The following is a 16,706-nucleotide window of genomic DNA, read 5'->3' as shown; positions in this document are numbered from 1 at the left end:
TTAGTATGTTTTTATGAACTAATGGTCAGTATGAGATGATTATGAATGAAAAAAAAAGTGAAAATTTTGGGGCCTGTTGCGATGTTAACGGAATTTTTAAGATTATCGGGGGGAAATGGAAAGTTCTACTCATTAAAGCTATTGCCAAGCAATGCCCTAAAAGATTTGGTGAACTGAGGCGGGAAATGGAAGATATGGCCCAAACAACACTAACTGTTCAGCTCCGTGAGCTCGAACGGGATGGTATTTTATGCAGACAGATTTACGCTGAATCGCCGCCACGAGTGGAATATAAACTTAGCGAATTGGGCAAAACTTTACTGCCAGTCATCGAAAGACTGGATGACTGGTGGGAAAGTTATAAAAGCGAAAGGGGATAGGCAGCTATCTGTTTACAACATGACCTCTGCATCCGTCGTTCCTTTGGTTGATAGGTCAGCAATGCTCCGCAGTGTTCTTTGCGAAATTTCTGTTAAGGCTTCCGTTGTGAAAAAAGCCTGATGCGCTGTGACCAAAACATTCGGATAACTCATTAATAATTGTATTGTTTCATCTTCAATGATTGTTGTCGATAAGTCTTTAAAAAACAACTTTTCTTCTTGTTCATAAACATCAATGCCGAGGAGGCCAATTTTTCGTTCTTTAAGTGCCTTAATGACATCGTTGGTGTTGATTAGATTTCCTCTGCTTGTATTAATAATAGTAACACCATTTTTCATTTTCTCCAAAGATTCCTTATTAATGAGATAGTGATTTTCGGGAGTGAGTGGACAATGAAGTGAAAGGATATCCGATTCCTGAAATACCTCATCCAGTGGTTTGTAACTGACGCCCTGTTCGGCTAGTTGTGGATCTGGAAATAAATCATAGGCGAGGACGTTTGCGCCAAATCCTAATGCAATCTTGATAAATGCCTTTCCAATTTTTCCTGTACCGATAACTCCAATCTTTTTCTGGTAAAGGTTAAATCCCAAAAGACCATTTAATGCAAAGTTTTGCTCTCTTACCCGATTGTAAGCTTTATGTGTTTTTCGATTAAGGGTAAGCAACATAGCCATTGTATGTTCGGCTACAGCTTCAGGTGAATAAGCGGGGACCCTGCAAACCTTAATTCCAAACTCTTTAGCAGCTTCCAGGTCAACGTTGTTGAAACCTGCACAGCGCAAGGCGATCAGTTCCACACCCTTTTGTGCAAGTATTTCAATAACCTGTCGATTTAGTTTATCATTGACGAATGCACAGACAACTTTTTCATCGTCAATTGCATTGACGATATGCGGACCTAAATGCGTTTCATAGAAACTAAACTGAAAACCATAAGTGCTATTTTCCTGTTCAAAGAATAATTTGTCGTAAGGTTTTGTCGAAAAGAAGGCGATTTTCATAAAATTGATTGTTACGTAATACTATATTTTAAATATACGGTATAAATCGGTTATTTGGTACGCGCTTTCCAGGATCTTTTTATCAACAGCATCGTATATTTTGTGCTAAAAAGATCTAAATTAGAGAAATCACAATAACGGTATTATCGTCTATTTTTAATTATTTAAAATTACTCCTGATATGAAGTGGTCAAATCAAATCACACAATTAATAGGTACTGAATATCCAATTGTCCAGGCCCCCATGTTTGGTGTTACTACCCCCGAAATGGTTATTTCAGCCTCGCGTGCCGGAGCCCTCGGCTCCTTATCTTTAGGCGATCTGTCGGCAGATCGCTGCAGCGATCTGATTCGTTCAACAGCTGCAAGTTTGAAGACACCCTTTGCCGTCAATATTTTTGTGAATGCTATTCCGGAGATATCAGCAGATTTGCGTGTACAGTACAACGAGACAAAGGCATTTGTGGAAGAACTTGCCAGGGAGCATGGCCTGGAAGTGGCTTTACCAGCGCTTGATAGCATTCGTATTACAGATTATAGAGAGCAAATTGACGCTATTCTAGCCCATTCCTGTAAAGTCGTGAGCTTTACTTTTGGTAATTTAGATGCGCAAAGTATAAAACGCTTGAAGGATAAAGAGGTCACTATTATTGGTACATGTACCTCGGTGATAGAAGCTATCGCTTTGGAAGAAGCGGGTATCGATATTATCTGTGTACAGGGATTGGAGGCTGGTGGACATCGTGGAAGTTTTGATGAAAAACCCGTTCCGGAGATCGGCGGATTTTCACTGCTGCCACAAGTAAAAGAACAGGTCCGTGTTCCCTTAATTTATGCTGGTGGCCTCTATAATGGAAGAACTATCCATTCGGCGAAGCTATTGGGTGCTGCCGGGTTTCAGATCGGTAGTTTACTGCTTAAATCTAAGGAGAGTGCACTACATGATTTTGAAAAAAAGCGCCTTTCCCAGGTGCGTGAATCAGATATTGTATTGACAAGAAGCTTTTCAGGACGCTATGCCAGAGGGGTTAAGAATACGTTTATTGAAGTTTTGGATGCTTCTCAAAAGATCCTACCATATCCCTATCAAAATAAGTTGACCGGCGAATTAAGAAAAGTAGCAAGGGCACATCAGATGGTTGATTTTGTAAATATTTGGGCTGGGCAATCCATTCATCCCTATAGTGAGCAATCGACACAGGATATTATCCGTCATCTAATCCGAGAAGTTGAAATTTTACATAGTAGTTTAGATGTTTAACTACTATTATTTTAAGCCTAAGTGTCATTGAAATGTCATTTAAATCGAAACTAATGATTTAATTCTGTATTTAAATGCCTCTAAGAGGGTTGTAGTTGTTAATCTACAAGGAGTTTTGCTTTTTTTTCGAACCTTTGTTCACTGTGAAAAACTAAAAATTAACCGCTATGGTGAACGAAAAAAAAAGAATTCTTGTTATCGAAGATAATGAGATTCTATTGGGCACAATGCAATTTGTTCTTGTTAGGGAGGGCTATGATCTATTGCTTGCCAAATCTGGCAAAGAAGCACTCTCGTTGGTTTCTGACGAAACAATTGATTTAGTCATAACGGATCTGGCATTACCTTTTGCCAACGGTTACGAAATTATCGATCGCATTAGAAGAAGCAATACGAATAATCAGGTACCTGTTATTATTATTTCCGGCTACCGTGATGATAACAGCATTGTAGAAGGATTTGAAGTAGGTGCGAATGATTATATTAAGAAACCCATTTCTCCTTCTGAATTGATTTCACGTGTACGCTTAAGAATCGGCCATGCTTAGCAAGGTGGAACAAGCTATATATTCAATTCGATCTTTTTTCGAAGGTGAAGGCTGGCCTATTTTGGTCACGATAGCGCTTGCATTGAGTTTTCTACTTTGGGCTTTTTGTCTAATTGGCATTACGATATTTTATTATCGGGACTATCGCTATCGTTCTTATCAGGCTAAGATTTATCCTGTTCTTCGGGATTTCATCTATGAACATATCTTGATTGAAAATAGGGTTAGCCATTTTCCTATTGATCGACTAGCATTGGATCTCGATAGAGCAATTGTACAGAAGGTAGTCCGCAATATATTGCATGAATTTATTTTCACCATTGGGGGGGAGAAAGGAAAGAGTATGCGTCATTTGTTCAATGAACTGGGGTTCGATAAAGAAGCGCAATATGAAATCAGACATGCAGGCAATCATGTGGTTTCCATTTTAAGATCGCTATCCGATCTGGCGCTCATGGAAGTGGAGATTCAAGAAGAGGTTCTGGATCAGCTGATGAATAGTTCGAGGATTGAGATTCGTGTATCGGCTTTTAAATACTTGCTACAGGTGAGCGGCGAGCAGGCCTTTGACATCGTGCTGCCACGTATGGAGGGGATTAATGAACTGGATGCACTTGATATATATCAGGCAATTGTTTCTACAGATTATGTGGGCACTTATGAATTCTCGCAGTGGCTGGATGCAACAAAATCTTTTGCGGTAAATAGCTTGATGATAGATCTCATGGTATATTACCAGCAACTCGATGAAGATAAGTTATGGCAACTCATTGTTTCGGATGAAAATTCCCAGGTAAGGCTGAAGGCGATTAACGCTTTAGGAAAACTATTGGCCCGGGATAGTGAATGCCGATTGGTTGATTTTTATTCAAGAGAGCAGCCCCTACATGTTAAGATTGAAATTGTTAAAGCTTTAGGTCGGTTGGGTCAGGGGAAATCAATTGATTTATTAGAAAATATATTTAAAGATGAAAGTTCCGTGCTCGCTCTTCGAAAACATGCCTATCGTTCATTGGTTGCACAAAAGCCTTACAGTATAGCACGCTTGCGCAAAATCGAGAATGAGGTGGATGATCATGATGATAAGCTTATACGTTACGTTAATCATCCTATGGTTCATTACATCTAATTCTTTAAACTGTTTTATAAAAATTATCTATATGAAACATTTTATTTTTTCAATAGAATTTGTTTTTGGATTTTATTGCCTTTTGCTTCTGATTGTGTATGTCATGTTGTTTCGCATGTCATCCATATCCATACGCAAGAATATTCGGAAGAGAGAATCCAGACGCGTACAGACATTAATGGAATCTGAGATTGCCCCGGGCGTTAGTATTGTAGCTCCGGCATACAATGAATCGGTAACAATTGTCAATAATGTACGCTCGCTGATGACTCTGTTTTATCCAAGATATGAAGTCGTTATTGTAAATGACGGAAGTAAAGATGACACGCTGGAGAAGCTGATAAAAGAGTTTGATCTTGTTCAGGTAGATTTTTTGGTTGATTATTTGGTGCCTTGTAAGGAAATCAAGGCGATCTATAAATCTAGAGATATATCCCATAAGCGGTTAACTATTGTTGACAAGGTAAACGGCGGTAGTAAGGCCGATGCAGTGAATGCAGGGATCAATGTGGCATCTTTTCCTTATATATTAAATACGGATGTGGATTGTGTGCTTGCCAATGATACTTTGGTTCAGCTGATGGAGGCCGTATTAGACGCTAATGAACGCGTTATTGCTGTGGGGGCTACACTGCGTATGTCGAACTCCAGTTATGTAGATTCAGGAATGCTGGTTGAAGCGGCATTGCCCAAACCAATCTTGGCGCGTTTTCAGGAAATGGAATACATTCGATCCTATCTCTTAGGGAAAATGGGCTGGAGCTACCTAAATTGTATTCCAAATGTATCTGGCGGCTTAGGGCTATTTGATAAAGAGATTCTAATTTCTGCAGGTGGTTATGATTCACAGTCCCTTGGGGAAGACATGGAGATGGTGACAAGAATGTGTATGACGATGTGCGATAATAATCAAAAATATGAAGTTAAATACATTCCCCAGACACTTTGTTGGACAGAGGGACCTGATAGTTTGAAAATGCTGACACGACAACGTATACGATGGGCGAGAGGCTTGATGCAGATCATGCGTACACATCGTAAAGCCTTTCTTAATCCTAAGTATAAAAAGTTTGGGCTTATCGTGTTTCCTTACAACGCTATTTTCGAATTTTTTGCCCCTATCATGGAAATTTTGGGTATTTTTTTCTACATCTATCTTATCCTGACCCATTGTATTAATTGGCCAATGGCGATTCTGTTATTGATTTTCGTCTATATGTTTTCTGTCTTTTTGACGAGTTTTTCCATTTTATTGGACAATTACGTATATAAATATTATAAGCGCAGAAAAGATATCGTCCGTTTATGTCTCACAGCGTTTATCGAGCCGTTTCTATATCATCCGATTATCGTTTACAGCTCAATAAAAGGTTATATACAAGAGCTTTTTGGGAAAAAACATGCCTGGGGAGAGATGAAACGGAAAGGTACCCTGTCTCCTTTACCCTCTGATCGCATTAAAAAATAGAAAGATGAAAAGATTATTCATATTTGCAGTAATTTTTTGTTTGCCATTTGTACCGCAAGCTATTCAGGCACAGGTCAATTGGCAAAATAAAAAATATGATGTCGACAGCTTGGTTTCGAAGTCCATTGCTTATTTACAAGATGGAAAAATCGATGAGTCAATTTCGTTAAGCAGAGCCGTTTTATTGAAGTATCCCAAATACACAGATTTTAAATATATCTTAGGATTAAGTTATCAGAAAATGGGACGTGGAGACTGGGCTGTTCCCTATTTTGAAGAAGTTGTTTCTACAGAGCCAGCTTATCGGGATGTTTATCCTTCATTGGCGGCTTTATACGAATCTTCTGGTCAACAGGAGAAAGCAGCATCAACTTGGCAATTGGCCCTTAAATATTTTCCAAAAGACATTGAAATCGCAAATTTATACCATGAATTTGAGGTTAGAAATTTAAAGCGTCAACGTGAAATACGTATGGACAACTGGTATAAAAGAGGGCGGGAATTTGTTAAGGGCGGAGATTCGCAAAAGGCTCTGGTTTATGCGGACAGCATGCGGCTTGCTGACTCAAAAGATAATCGTTTCTTATATTTGCGTTCAAGTGCCTTGATAGCCAATAAGGAGTATGATAAAGCGAAGGCAGACCTTGAAACATTATGGAATGACGGCGATAGTTCGGTATTCGTAACCGAGCAACTGGCTAATATAGCCGTGCTCAATAAAGATTATCAAACCGCATTGCACTATATGAATCAACTGGTGGAGAAATCGCCTCAAAATGAGCGATACCGGCATTTGGCGAACGTATATCGGGAGAATTTGCCGTATAAATTCTATATCGGCGTAAATCATATGCAAAGTTCGCAAGATCGGCCGAACGGGCACTTCTTTATTTCCGGGTTGGAATACGGTCAGCGGATAGGAGCTAAAAACATGCTTATTGGGCAGTTTAACTACGGGAACAGACGTGGTGAAAAAGGATATCAGGCCGGTTTGGACGCCTGGATTAATTATAGTAAAAATAGCTATGCTTACCATCAAATAGCTTGGGCCGATGGTAGTGTATTTCCAACATGGCGAGCATCTTATAGTCTTTATCGTGAGGCGGGGCTATGGCTCTTTGATTTAGGGGGACGATATGTCCGTGCAAATGACAATTCGAATAACTATGGTATAGTTGCATCAGCAGGCCGATATTTTGGGCCCACTTTCGTCTATCTTAGGGGCTTTTTATTGCATGATGAGCAGCGTTGGAACCAAGCTTATTCACTGGCAATTAGGCATTATTATAATAGCGAAAAACCAAATTCTTATGTGACATTAATTGCCAATATCGGTACATCTCCGGATGATCCATCCCGGTATCAATTTTTGAACAATCGCTTTGGTTTCCTATCAAGATCGGTTAATGCGGGATGGCAGCATCGTATAGAAAATTGGGGCTTTACAATTATGGGGGGCTGGAGCTACTATAAAGTAGCTGATAACAATTTTATGAACCAATATGACCTGAATCTATCATTAAGGAAATATTTTTAATATGATGTGGAAGTTTATGTTATGCTTATTGTCTATTGTTACGATAGTTCAAGGTAAGGAAAGAATTACTTTGGTTGAAAAAGGAAGTACGGATTATGTAATCCATGCCAATATGCAGGATCCTCTTTTACAAAAAGCTGTAGAGGTTATCAACTCATTTACAGCTGAAAGCACGGGGGCAAAATTTGCGGTAGGGTCTAAATTGGAAGGAACCCGTTCCATTTTTTTAGAGAAAGTGCCTATAAGCAGTGCATTCCCTGAGGATAGTTATTCCATTCAAGCTGTAGGGAATAGTATCAATATCAAAGGAAGTGGCAAAGGTGTATTGTTTGCAGCCTATCGGTATGTAAGGGATATTATAGGCGGGAGAAAATGGTATACAGGCAAGGGAAATACATATATCCCCAAATTAACGCTATTAGCTGTAGATTCAGACTTAAAGATTTATGCCAAACCCGATTTTAAGTTTAGAGAGGTTTATTTCCCTGTAGAATTAGATCAGGAGTATATGGATTGGTATGGATTGCATAATCTGGAGGAAAGATGGGGCGACTGGGGGCATAACTTTAGCAAAATATTACCGCCATCAATTTATTTTAAAAATCATCCGGAATATTATTCTTTATATGATGGGAGACGCCAGCCCATTCAACTCTGTTTATCCAATGAAGAAGTTTTTCGTCACACGGTAGCCTATTTTAAACAAAAGATGCTCGAAAATCCGGCGGCTATCTACTGGTCCATTGCGCCCAATGATGATATCGGAAGCTGTACCTGTGATCATTGCCAGGCTATAGATAAGAAAGAAGGCGGGCCACAGGGTTCATTGATACGTTTCGTAAATCGAGTCGCTGCTCAATTTCCCGACAAGAAATTTACTACACTGGCCTATCTGGAATCTGCAAATGCTCCAGCACAGCTCCGTGTTGCAGATAATGTCACCGTTATTTTAAGTAATATCGATGCTTTTAGAAAAAATGACATGGAGAGTGAGCCTTCTGCGGCAACATTCCGTAGACAATTGGGCGCTTGGAAAGCTAAGGCTAAACATGTATTTGTATGGGATTATCTGACACAGTTTACCAATTACCTTGCACCTTTTCCGATTCAAGGCACGATGCAGCCGAGTTTGCAGTACTTGAAGTCACAGGGTGTGGAGGGAGTTTTTTTGCAGGGTGGCGGCGGCACCTATAGCGATATGGCGGAGCTAAATGCCTATATATTGGCTAACCTCGCCTGGAATACAGGGCTTTCAGAAAAGCAGCTAACCGACGAGTTTATGGAGGGCTATTATGGCAAGGCGGGACCGTTTATCAAAGCCTATCTCGATCAACGAAGGAATTATTTGCCCGGTGCATCGTCAGCTTTGTCCATCTATGGAAATCCGATTGACAATAGAAAGGACTTTTTAAGTCCAGAAGCCATGGACCGGTATAGTACTTTATTGGAAAAGGCCGAAGTTGCCAGTGAAGGAAATCCAATATTGGAGTCGCGTGTCAGACGCATTGGATTGGGATTGGATTATACGTATTTGCAACAAGCCAGATTTTATGGCCCACATCAACACGGTATATTTGAGCAAGAGGAGGGACGCTGGAAGGTAAGACCCAATGTCAGCCGTAAAGTAAAACAATTTGTTGAAGATGCTAAAAGACTAGGCGTCGTGGAGCTCGCCGAAGGTGGTGTATCGCCCGATGGCTATGCAAATGAGTGGACGGAGATATTCAACGCTGGCGTTAGAGCAAACAAAGCCTCGGATGCAACTATAAAATTAAATTACCCGTTTGATGCTTCTTTCCCTGCTAACGGGCTGAAGACGCTAACGGACAGTGTACCCGGATATATGGATTATAGTTATAATTGGCTGTTGTGGAATGGTGATCCAATGGATATCTCTTTTGATTTTAAACAGGAGAGACAAATAGATACCATTGAGCTTAATTTTCTAAAAGATGCCAGACATTGGATATTTCCACCGAAGGAAATCAGGATTTCTGTGTCTAAGAATGGAACAGATTTTCAGGAAGTACTTTTCCATAAGCTTGAATCTGTAGAAGAAGATTATACCTTGGAGAAGGTCCGTTATCGCGCATTAATAAATGATCGTATCAAAGTGGTCAAGGTTTATGCTGAGCCATTGCCAAAATTACCCGAATGGAGGTACCATCCGAAGCGAAAGGCACTTATCGCGTGTGATGAAATCTGGCTAAATTAATTTATAACTCTTATTTGAGTTCTTTTTTTACCTGTGTGGATATTGTTCTACAATAATTTATTTAGCAGTATAATTTTATATGGAAAATGATTAAATTAGAGTTAACTAAGTTATAAACAGATTCATATGGAAATTAAATCATCTTCAAAATTTGTCGCCGAACTCATTGGAACATTTGGTTTGGTGCTTTTTGGCTGTGGAGCAGCCGCTATTGCAGGAGCCAACACCATGGGTGGGCTTTCCGGGCTGGGGCTCTTGGGTATTGCCGTCGCTTTTGGTCTATCGGTTGTCGTTTTCGCCTACGCAATCGGAGGAATTTCTGGCTGTCATATTAACCCTGCGGTGACAGTTGGCGTATTATTGGCAGGAAGAATGTCTGCCAAGGATGCAATCGTCTATATTGTCGCTCAATTTATCGGTGCGCTCTTGGGCGCATTTGTGCTCCAGCAGATTTTAAGCGGGCAATTGGGCGGATTTACCGCAGGTGAGTGGGCTTATGGTTCAAACGGCTGGGGTAAGGGCTATCAAAACGAATATGGTACTGTTTCGGCCTTTCTGATTGAAGCTGTATTAACTTTTATCTTTTTATTTGTGATCCTGGCAACGACTTCGAAGGTGGGCAATAGTACAATGGCCGGACTCGCTATCGGTTTTACACTGCTTCTGATCCATTTAGTAGCCATTCCGGTGACAGGTACATCGGTTAATCCTGCCCGTTCATTTGGACCCGCAGTTCTGGCCGGTGGTCAGGCATTATCACAGCTTTGGCTGTTTATTGTTGCGCCTCTCGTAGGAGCAGCTGTAGCAGCAGGAGTATGGAAAGCATTGGAGCCTAAAGATTAGCCTTTTTAATTTTATAGGAAACGCCCAATAAGTATATGGATACTTATTGGGCATTTTCGTTTATGGTATACATAAGCAAGGTGCTGAGCCAACTATGAATTTAGTATGTCGTTTATGAAATTTTCGACCTGTGTCTCGTCTGTGGCCCAGGAGGTAATCAAACGGATTGCTGCATGATCATGATCTATTTCCTTCCATATATAAAATTGATAATTCAAAAGCAGTGTATTAATGACCGATTTAGGTAAAATTGGGAAAATCTGATTTGTCGTGGATTCTGTTAGAAAGGAATATCCTTTTTCTTTGATGGCCTTTGCCATCCGCATTGCAAATGAATTTGCTTTTAATGCCAGTTCAAAATACAGATCATCTTTAAATAGCACTAGAAATTGAATGGAAAGCATTCTGCCTTTAGCAAGCAGAGCTCCCTTCTGCTTAATTGCATAATCAAAATCCTGCGCTAAATCGGGGTGATTAAACACAACTGCTTCTCCTAAAAGCGCACCATTTTTTGTTCCACCAATATAGAAAACATCACTGTACTTCGCGATAGCTGCAAATGTTAGATCGTTGTTTTCTGCTGTCAAGGCATGACCTAGGCGTGCACCATCCAAGTAAAGCAACAGTTTCTGCTGCTGACAGCATAGGTATAGCGCTTTTAACTCCGCTAAAGAATATATCGTGCCGATTTCAGTCGAATTAGAAATATAAACTATCCGTGGCTTTACCACATGTGGGGCCAAAGCATGGTCGTTTAATGTTTTGATGATATCTTCAGGTGTCAATTTTCCGTCCACTGTTTCAACGGTAATGACTTTATGTCCAGTTGCTTCTATAGCACCAGTTTCATTGGCAGATATATGCCCTGTTTTTGCACTAATCACTGCCTCATGTACACGTAAGAGAAACGATATAACAAGCAGATTCGTTTGTGTTCCCCCAGATAAAAAATGGATAACAGCACGTTGGTTATCAATCTTATTCCTTAAAATCGTTTTTGCTTCTTTCGAATAATCATCCTCTCCATAACCCAATTGCTGTATCAAATTGGTTTCAACAAGTTTCTCTAAAATGCGGGGATGTGCACCTTCTGAATAATCATTTTTAAAGTTATACATAAATCTATCGATTATAAACGCATTAGCTATCAGTAATTTATCTAAAGTTGTTCCTTCCGTAATAGGGCGAACCTTATGAAATTCAAATGTATAAATACAATCTCGTTTTTCACGAATCTCTGTAGGGAAAACATGGATAAAAACTCAAGAGATTTACGTCTTTTATCCAACTATTGATTAAATTCGAAAGAGATTTGAATCAAGTTTTATGTAATCGTATTGTATAATGAAAAGAGCCTTATTTGTCGGAACTATTTTATTGGCATTTGGAATGGGATATGCTTTTAATAACCTGACACATCCGAGTGGAACCACGGCGTTAAAAAGAGTGACCGGAATTGGTGGAGTTTTCTTTAAGTGCAAGGATCCCAAAAAACTCAGGGCCTGGTACGCAGAGCATTTAGGCCTAACGACAAATTCGTATGGCGCCGTATTTGAGTGGTATCAAGGGGGTGATAGTACAAAAAAAGGATTTACGCAATGGAGCCCTTTTAAAGAAAATACAACTTATTTTGCCCCCTCAGATAAAGACTTTATGATCAATTATCGTGTAGAGAACATGGAGTTATTGGTCGAAGCATTGAAAAAAGAGGGAGTCACTGTACTTGATACGATCGAATCATTTGACTATGGTAAATTTGTTCATATCATGGACATCGAAGGTAATAAAATAGAACTTTGGCAGCCTAATGATGTTGTTTACGAAAAGATGGGAAAGGATATGGGTGCAAAAACCACCAAGTAAAGCTATTATCCTAGACTTTGTTATTTATGCCGCTTTGTCTGACATGTCTGTTTTTCGAGATCTCATGAAGTCCCATAAAGCAGCACCTATTGCTCCGATACAATACGCGACTAGATCTGACCATAGAAAACCCTGGCCAAATACTAACCGCAATAGGGGATTGCTTCTTATCGATCTAAGTAATGGATATTGTACAAGTTGTAAAAACTCGATGCTAAAACAAAAAATGATTGTAGCCACAAGAGAAAATAACACTGATTTTCCCGTAAATAAAAACCGCGACAGCCAATAAATCATCACCGCATAAAGCACATCTCCAGTAATGGTTGGTATGACTGATATTTTGCGTGAGAGCAAACCCAAGAGTATAGTCAAACCCGCTAAAAATAGATATTGAATTTTTGTCATCCTCTTCACGAGATCCAGTCTTTATCGTTATTGTCTCAAATAGGAGATGGTTTCAACAGGATTGCCAAAGATTTTTTTGTTTCCCTTTTTTTGTATAAATCCGCCATGCTGCGCGATGGCATCTGCGATGGCGAAAATAACATTCATATCGTTCTGCGGGTGGATCGACGTTAGCAACTGTCCATTGTTGTCGAATAGTTGAAGCTGATTGACCAAAGCGTGATTAATTTCCATCTTATCAATGACAGCTAGCAGGATAACTTTGTCCTCCTTTTTCGGCTGTTTAATAGACAACTTATCTTTGTCAACTTGTATTTCGATCTTAGGATTGATGAATTGCAATAGTATAATGAGCGGCCCGATTACGATTACAGCAACCAAGATGCCAAGGCCTTTCGCCGAACCAAAATTGTTGACCGCATCAGCGAGCCCATTTATCCCGCCAAAAATTAAACAGCATAGGATAAATACAACAATTAGGTAACCGAATCCGAAAATCAGACCCTTTTTTACCTGATGGGATTTAAATTGAAAAGTTTTCATTGTCGTGCTTTGTATTTTTTACGCATTTATATTTACTAAAGATATTTATATTTATGCAATCAAAGATATATTAGCTAAAGAGATTTTTTTCTTTTATTAAAGAACACATTGAAAAATATCATTGAAATTAAAAGAACTAATTTTCAGCGGAAGTCAGCATACTTTCAGCTAGTGTGTTATGCGCTGTTTTCAATTTTTGGAATCGTGAGTATATTTTGGGATTGGAAAGCCAGCATTGCCCCAGTCATCTGTGTCATTATTTTCTATCTTTTGCAACGCAAAATTGACTTTTGGTCGAATCTAATCTGGTTTGTCATTGGTTTTTTAGCCCTTTCATTTTCTTTGTCATGGATATTCAGCCTGTCCTTTGGTATATTTATTTTTCAATGCCTATTGCTGGCCGCCATTAAACCAGCTATCGATGTATGGAAAGAAACCAAACGGGAGTATTCCGATGTGATCTTCTCCATGAGTTCGGATTATTTTGTCTGTCTATGTCCGGAAAACAGTGATTATAAAGGTTACGCCATGAATCCTATGGGGTATAAAAAACGCTTTCCAATGGCTGATATTGTTTCAGTCCAACGAGATGGTAAAACTTTACTTATTGCATTGAAAGAAAAGATAATACGTCCCCGCGAATTGCGTGGAGACGAAATTGAAATGATTCTCACCTATCTTAAAAAGAACAAGGCAGCTGTTTTAGCTGCTGTCGAAACAAAGATTATCCGTAAGGAAGAAGACCGGGTGTATTGGGTTAAACTTATCGTTATCGCTGTGCCATGTGTTTTAGCTGGACTATCACAGTATTTCTGGGCAGATAATGGAAGGAATACCCGAGTGACCATACTCATTATCGTTGCGGCATTATTTCTGGGAATAGTTTTATTGAAAATTACGAATATTGCATCTCGTCATAAAGATAATTAAGCATTCCAATTATCTTAAGAAGTCTGCATACCAATGACCGGAGGATTTTATAATACGCTGTTGATTTTTGAAATCAACATACACCAGTCCAAATCTTGGCCGATATCCCTCGGCCCATTCGAAGTTGTCAAGAAAGGTCCATACAAAGTATCCTTTGACATTGATCCCCTCTTGCTTCGCTCGATACACTTGATGTAAAGCCTGCTGCAGATAGTCTAACCTTTTGGGATCGTGAACAAGCTCATTTTCGATTTGATCTGGAAATGCCGCGCCATTCTCGGTAACGATTAAGGGAGGAATATTGGGATAGGCACTAAATTTCTTGAGCATATGATAGATCGAAGCTGGATAAACTTCCCAGTTCATTTCGGTCATTTCAACTTTACGCTCCTTGGCTGATACAATTTTTGCCTGAAGGTAAGGAACAAACATCGCATATCGTATAATCTCCCGTGTATAATTCTGTACACCAATAAAGTCCATGTCAAATTTCAGATCCCTTTCATCATCGGCCTGCATGTACTTTTCAATTCTATTCAGTATCTTGATCTCCTTGGTCGGGTAGCCCATTCCTAATAAGGGCTCTATAAAAAGACGATTGAGCAAAACGTCGGCTTTCTTCGCCGCGATAATGTCTCTTTCTTTCGTTGTGAATGGCTCGACATGAGAACAGGAGAAAGTCGTTCCTACATCACTATCGGGCAGCAATGACTTTATGATCCTTCCACCGTGAGCCTGGGCTAGGGCTGCATGATGCGCTGCCGCCAAAAAATTACCGAGACCTTTTCTTTCTGGCGCATGTACACCAAAAAAATAGCCCGCAGCGGTGAATACGGTAGGTTCATTCAACACCATCCAATTCTTGACGCGATCACCAAAGACATCGACACATTTGGAAACAAACTCTCCAAACCAATCTTTCACTTCGCGGTTTACCCAGCCGCCTTTTTTTTCTAATGCATGTGGAAGATCCCAATGATATAATGTAACCCAGGGTGTTATCCCTAATTCGAGCGATAGATCGATCAAACGATCATAAAAGTCCAATCCAGCTTGATTTATCTCACCAATGCCTGCTGGAAATATACGGCTCCATGATAAAGAGAATCTATAGTTTGGAATATGCATTCCCTTCATCAAATACAGATCCTGGACATAGCGATTATAAAAATCACAAGCCTCATTGCCGTGCTGATTCTGAAATATGCGATTTCTTTTTTTGACGAATATATCCCAGATAGAAGGACCCTTTCCATGTAAATCATGTGCTCCCTCAATCTGATAGGCAGCTGTAGAAACTCCCCAAATAAAATCTTTGCCAAAGGCATCTTTGGTTAAAAGCATTTATAAAAATAAAATTATCGGACCTCAATGCCGTTTTAAAACAATTAAGTTTTGTGGAATCTTAATGGTGAATAGAATGAACTAAATCGACCTAAAAAGATCCTAAATATAATCCGCTGGAAAAAATAGTTTATCGTTTTCATAATAGATACATTAACTCCGTTGACTACATTAACTATCGCATTATAAAGTAACGAAACTCATATTAACTGGATATGAATTATTTATTAAATATACGAAAAAAATAGATACTATGTTTCAAAGTCTCCAATGTATGATTATTGCTAATACATTGAAGTGCCAACTACAGAATAGATCTAATTAAGCAAATTACATAAGCATCATCTTGTTGAAGAACAAGAGGTAGTTCCCTTATCCTCCTGGTTCGCTACTTAATTTCAAATTCGGTAAATATTGTTCTTTTAAACTCCAGGACTTCGGGTGCAATTTTAAAGCCTTCGCCACCGTAAGCCTTGTTGAAGGTCTCCAGGGCCATACCAGTTCGATACTTTGTTGACTCGTTGGAAGCACTGCCATCGTTGGATAGAAACAATAGTTTGCCGATTTCTACATTTGCCCTAGATGCAAGTTTTTTGGCAGACTTTAAGGCATCATCATAAGCAATTAAATCGGCTTCTCTCAGTATACTATCTGCTTTAGAGTGATCGAAGGCTATGGAGCCGATTCCACTTATCTTGGTTTCCAGTAATTTACCGGTCAACTCTGTAAATTTGGACAAATCATGTAATACAAAATCGATCGTTTGCTGTGCTTGATAGCCTACAAATTTAGTTGTATTTCCTATGTACTGATAATCCTTATTTGCAGATACACTACTTGTTTTAATATCTTCCTTTTTATTTCCATATTTTTGGAGCAAAGCGATTACGGTATCAACAGTTGCCTGGGTTTCTCGAACAGCGTCAATCATCCTAGGTTTTGTAAAAGCTGTGTTGATTGTTAGTGTAACCTGATCCGGCATAATTCTAATTTTTCCTTCGCCACTTACCCGTATCCGATTTTCGTTTTCCTTTGATCCGGAATGGCAGGAAACCACAAGCATGATTCCTATTAAACCCATAAAAATAATGAAGATCGATTTCTTTTTCATCTTGTAAAGTACTCAGATTTGTAGTTAACTTATTGATTTACTATGCTAAATATACTAAATATTCCTGACAGCTGCTATTGAGCCTATCTAATTTACCTTAGATTATTCTAAATAAAAAAGC

At 39.3% G+C, this 16,706-nt stretch carries 16 protein-coding genes; 10 read left to right on the top strand and 6 right to left on the bottom strand.

Annotated elements, in window-relative coordinates:
- Window positions 1–41: 41 nt before the first annotated feature.
- A complete protein-coding gene (locus tag B3C94_RS17175; protein WP_293905881.1) occupies window positions 42–380 on the top strand; it encodes a winged helix-turn-helix transcriptional regulator in 339 nt (112 codons plus the stop codon).
- A gap of 12 nt (window positions 381–392) precedes the next feature.
- Here the strand turns inward: B3C94_RS17175 and B3C94_RS17170 are convergent, their stop codons facing one another.
- On the bottom strand, window positions 393–1,385 hold the full coding sequence (locus B3C94_RS17170; RefSeq protein WP_293905879.1) for a 2-hydroxyacid dehydrogenase: 993 nt from the start codon (window positions 1,383–1,385) through the stop codon (window positions 393–395).
- A 181-nt stretch (window positions 1,386–1,566) separates the two neighbouring features.
- On the opposite strand from B3C94_RS17170, the gene B3C94_RS17165 reads away from it, so the two are divergent.
- The 7 genes from B3C94_RS17165 to B3C94_RS17135 all read left to right on the top strand — a co-directional run bounded on the left by B3C94_RS17165 (window position 1,567) and on the right by B3C94_RS17135 (window position 10,386).
- The gene (locus B3C94_RS17165; protein WP_293905877.1) at window positions 1,567–2,646 is read left to right on the top strand and encodes an NAD(P)H-dependent flavin oxidoreductase; all 1,080 of its coding nucleotides are present in this window, start codon (window positions 1,567–1,569) and stop codon (window positions 2,644–2,646) included.
- 167 nt (window positions 2,647–2,813) lie between these two features.
- Window positions 2,814–3,194 (top strand): response regulator, encoded by a 381-nt coding sequence (locus B3C94_RS17160; RefSeq protein WP_293905875.1) that lies wholly within the window; start codon window positions 2,814–2,816, stop codon window positions 3,192–3,194.
- Window positions 3,187–4,323: a HEAT repeat domain-containing protein gene (locus B3C94_RS17155; RefSeq protein WP_293905873.1), complete on the top strand. Its 1,137-nt coding sequence runs from the start codon at window positions 3,187–3,189 to the stop codon at window positions 4,321–4,323. The genes B3C94_RS17160 and B3C94_RS17155 overlap by 8 nt, the downstream gene beginning before the upstream one ends.
- Before the next feature lie 31 nt (window positions 4,324–4,354).
- Window positions 4,355–5,791 (top strand): glycosyltransferase family 2 protein, encoded by a 1,437-nt coding sequence (locus tag B3C94_RS17150; protein WP_293905871.1) that lies wholly within the window; start codon window positions 4,355–4,357, stop codon window positions 5,789–5,791.
- 4 nt (window positions 5,792–5,795) lie between these two features.
- Window positions 5,796–7,328, top strand: coding sequence for a YaiO family outer membrane beta-barrel protein (locus tag B3C94_RS17145; protein ID WP_293905869.1), 1,533 nt, complete (start codon window positions 5,796–5,798; stop codon window positions 7,326–7,328).
- A gap of 1 nt (window position 7,329) precedes the next feature.
- Complete coding sequence (locus B3C94_RS17140) at window positions 7,330–9,543, top strand: DUF4838 domain-containing protein (RefSeq protein ID WP_293905867.1); 2,214 nt, start codon at window positions 7,330–7,332, stop codon at window positions 9,541–9,543.
- Window positions 9,544–9,669: 126 nt separating this feature from the next.
- Entirely contained in the window at window positions 9,670–10,386 is a 717-nt protein-coding gene (locus B3C94_RS17135; protein WP_293905865.1) for an MIP family channel protein, read from the top strand.
- A gap of 92 nt (window positions 10,387–10,478) precedes the next feature.
- Here the strand turns inward: B3C94_RS17135 and B3C94_RS17130 are convergent, their stop codons facing one another.
- Window positions 10,479–11,504 (bottom strand): threonine aldolase family protein, encoded by a 1,026-nt coding sequence (locus B3C94_RS17130; RefSeq protein WP_293905863.1) that lies wholly within the window; start codon window positions 11,502–11,504, stop codon window positions 10,479–10,481.
- A gap of 226 nt (window positions 11,505–11,730) precedes the next feature.
- On the opposite strand from B3C94_RS17130, the gene B3C94_RS17125 reads away from it, so the two are divergent.
- Window positions 11,731–12,249 carry a VOC family protein gene (locus tag B3C94_RS17125; RefSeq protein WP_293905861.1) on the top strand — a complete coding sequence of 173 codons (519 nt, stop codon included), beginning with the start codon at window positions 11,731–11,733 and terminating at the stop codon, window positions 12,247–12,249.
- A 24-nt stretch (window positions 12,250–12,273) separates the two neighbouring features.
- Here B3C94_RS17125 and B3C94_RS23550 read toward each other — a convergent pair whose 3' ends face one another.
- Window positions 12,274–12,657 (bottom strand): DUF2809 domain-containing protein, encoded by a 384-nt coding sequence (locus B3C94_RS23550; protein ID WP_414712697.1) that lies wholly within the window; start codon window positions 12,655–12,657, stop codon window positions 12,274–12,276.
- Window positions 12,658–12,684: 27 nt separating this feature from the next.
- Window positions 12,685–13,200 carry a hypothetical protein gene (locus B3C94_RS17120; RefSeq protein ID WP_293905859.1) on the bottom strand — a complete coding sequence of 172 codons (516 nt, stop codon included), beginning with the start codon at window positions 13,198–13,200 and terminating at the stop codon, window positions 12,685–12,687.
- Window positions 13,201–13,404: 204 nt separating this feature from the next.
- Here B3C94_RS17120 and B3C94_RS17115 point away from each other — a divergent pair, with 204 nt between their 5' ends.
- The gene (locus B3C94_RS17115) at window positions 13,405–14,130 is read left to right on the top strand and encodes a hypothetical protein (protein ID WP_293905857.1); all 726 of its coding nucleotides are present in this window, start codon (window positions 13,405–13,407) and stop codon (window positions 14,128–14,130) included.
- Window positions 14,131–14,139: 9 nt separating this feature from the next.
- On the opposite strand, the gene B3C94_RS17110 is transcribed toward B3C94_RS17115, so the two are convergent.
- Together B3C94_RS17110 and B3C94_RS17105 are read right to left on the bottom strand one after the other, a co-directional pair.
- Complete coding sequence (locus B3C94_RS17110) at window positions 14,140–15,474, bottom strand: GH1 family beta-glucosidase (protein WP_293905855.1); 1,335 nt, start codon at window positions 15,472–15,474, stop codon at window positions 14,140–14,142.
- A 388-nt stretch (window positions 15,475–15,862) separates the two neighbouring features.
- A complete protein-coding gene (locus B3C94_RS17105) occupies window positions 15,863–16,585 on the bottom strand; it encodes an SIMPL domain-containing protein (RefSeq protein WP_293905853.1) in 723 nt (240 codons plus the stop codon).
- Window positions 16,586–16,706 lie beyond the last annotated feature (121 nt).

Source organism: Sphingobacterium sp. UBA5670, assembly GCF_002420705.1.
Classification (GTDB): domain Bacteria; phylum Bacteroidota; class Bacteroidia; order Sphingobacteriales; family Sphingobacteriaceae; genus Sphingobacterium.
The sequence above is the reverse complement of the archived record's forward strand: the minus strand, read 5'-3'. Positions and strand labels throughout refer to the sequence as shown.

Bases quoted from the DNA above. Each gene is read 5' to 3' on its own strand.
- B3C94_RS17155 (WP_293905873.1), top strand. From the start codon at position 3,187: ATGCTTAGCAAGGTGGAACAAGCTATATATTCAATTCGATCTTTTTTC.
- B3C94_RS23550 (WP_414712697.1), bottom strand. From the start codon at position 12,657: ATGACAAAAATTCAATATCTATTTTTAGCGGGTTTGACTATACTCTTG.
- B3C94_RS17175 (WP_293905881.1), top strand. From the start codon at position 42: ATGAATGAAAAAAAAAGTGAAAATTTTGGGGCCTGTTGCGATGTTAAC.
- B3C94_RS17160 (WP_293905875.1), top strand. From the start codon at position 2,814: ATGGTGAACGAAAAAAAAAGAATTCTTGTTATCGAAGATAATGAGATT.
- B3C94_RS17120 (WP_293905859.1), bottom strand. From the start codon at position 13,200: ATGAAAACTTTTCAATTTAAATCCCATCAGGTAAAAAAGGGTCTGATT.
- B3C94_RS17170 (WP_293905879.1), bottom strand. From the start codon at position 1,385: ATGAAAATCGCCTTCTTTTCGACAAAACCTTACGACAAATTATTCTTT.
- B3C94_RS17125 (WP_293905861.1), top strand. From the start codon at position 11,731: ATGAAAAGAGCCTTATTTGTCGGAACTATTTTATTGGCATTTGGAATG.
- B3C94_RS17150 (WP_293905871.1), top strand. From the start codon at position 4,355: ATGAAACATTTTATTTTTTCAATAGAATTTGTTTTTGGATTTTATTGC.
- B3C94_RS17110 (WP_293905855.1), bottom strand. From the start codon at position 15,474: ATGCTTTTAACCAAAGATGCCTTTGGCAAAGATTTTATTTGGGGAGTT.
- B3C94_RS17135 (WP_293905865.1), top strand. From the start codon at position 9,670: ATGGAAATTAAATCATCTTCAAAATTTGTCGCCGAACTCATTGGAACA.
- B3C94_RS17105 (WP_293905853.1), bottom strand. From the start codon at position 16,585: ATGAAAAAGAAATCGATCTTCATTATTTTTATGGGTTTAATAGGAATC.
- B3C94_RS17145 (WP_293905869.1), top strand. From the start codon at position 5,796: ATGAAAAGATTATTCATATTTGCAGTAATTTTTTGTTTGCCATTTGTA.
- B3C94_RS17140 (WP_293905867.1), top strand. From the start codon at position 7,330: ATGATGTGGAAGTTTATGTTATGCTTATTGTCTATTGTTACGATAGTT.
- B3C94_RS17165 (WP_293905877.1), top strand. From the start codon at position 1,567: ATGAAGTGGTCAAATCAAATCACACAATTAATAGGTACTGAATATCCA.
- B3C94_RS17130 (WP_293905863.1), bottom strand. From the start codon at position 11,504: ATGTATAACTTTAAAAATGATTATTCAGAAGGTGCACATCCCCGCATT.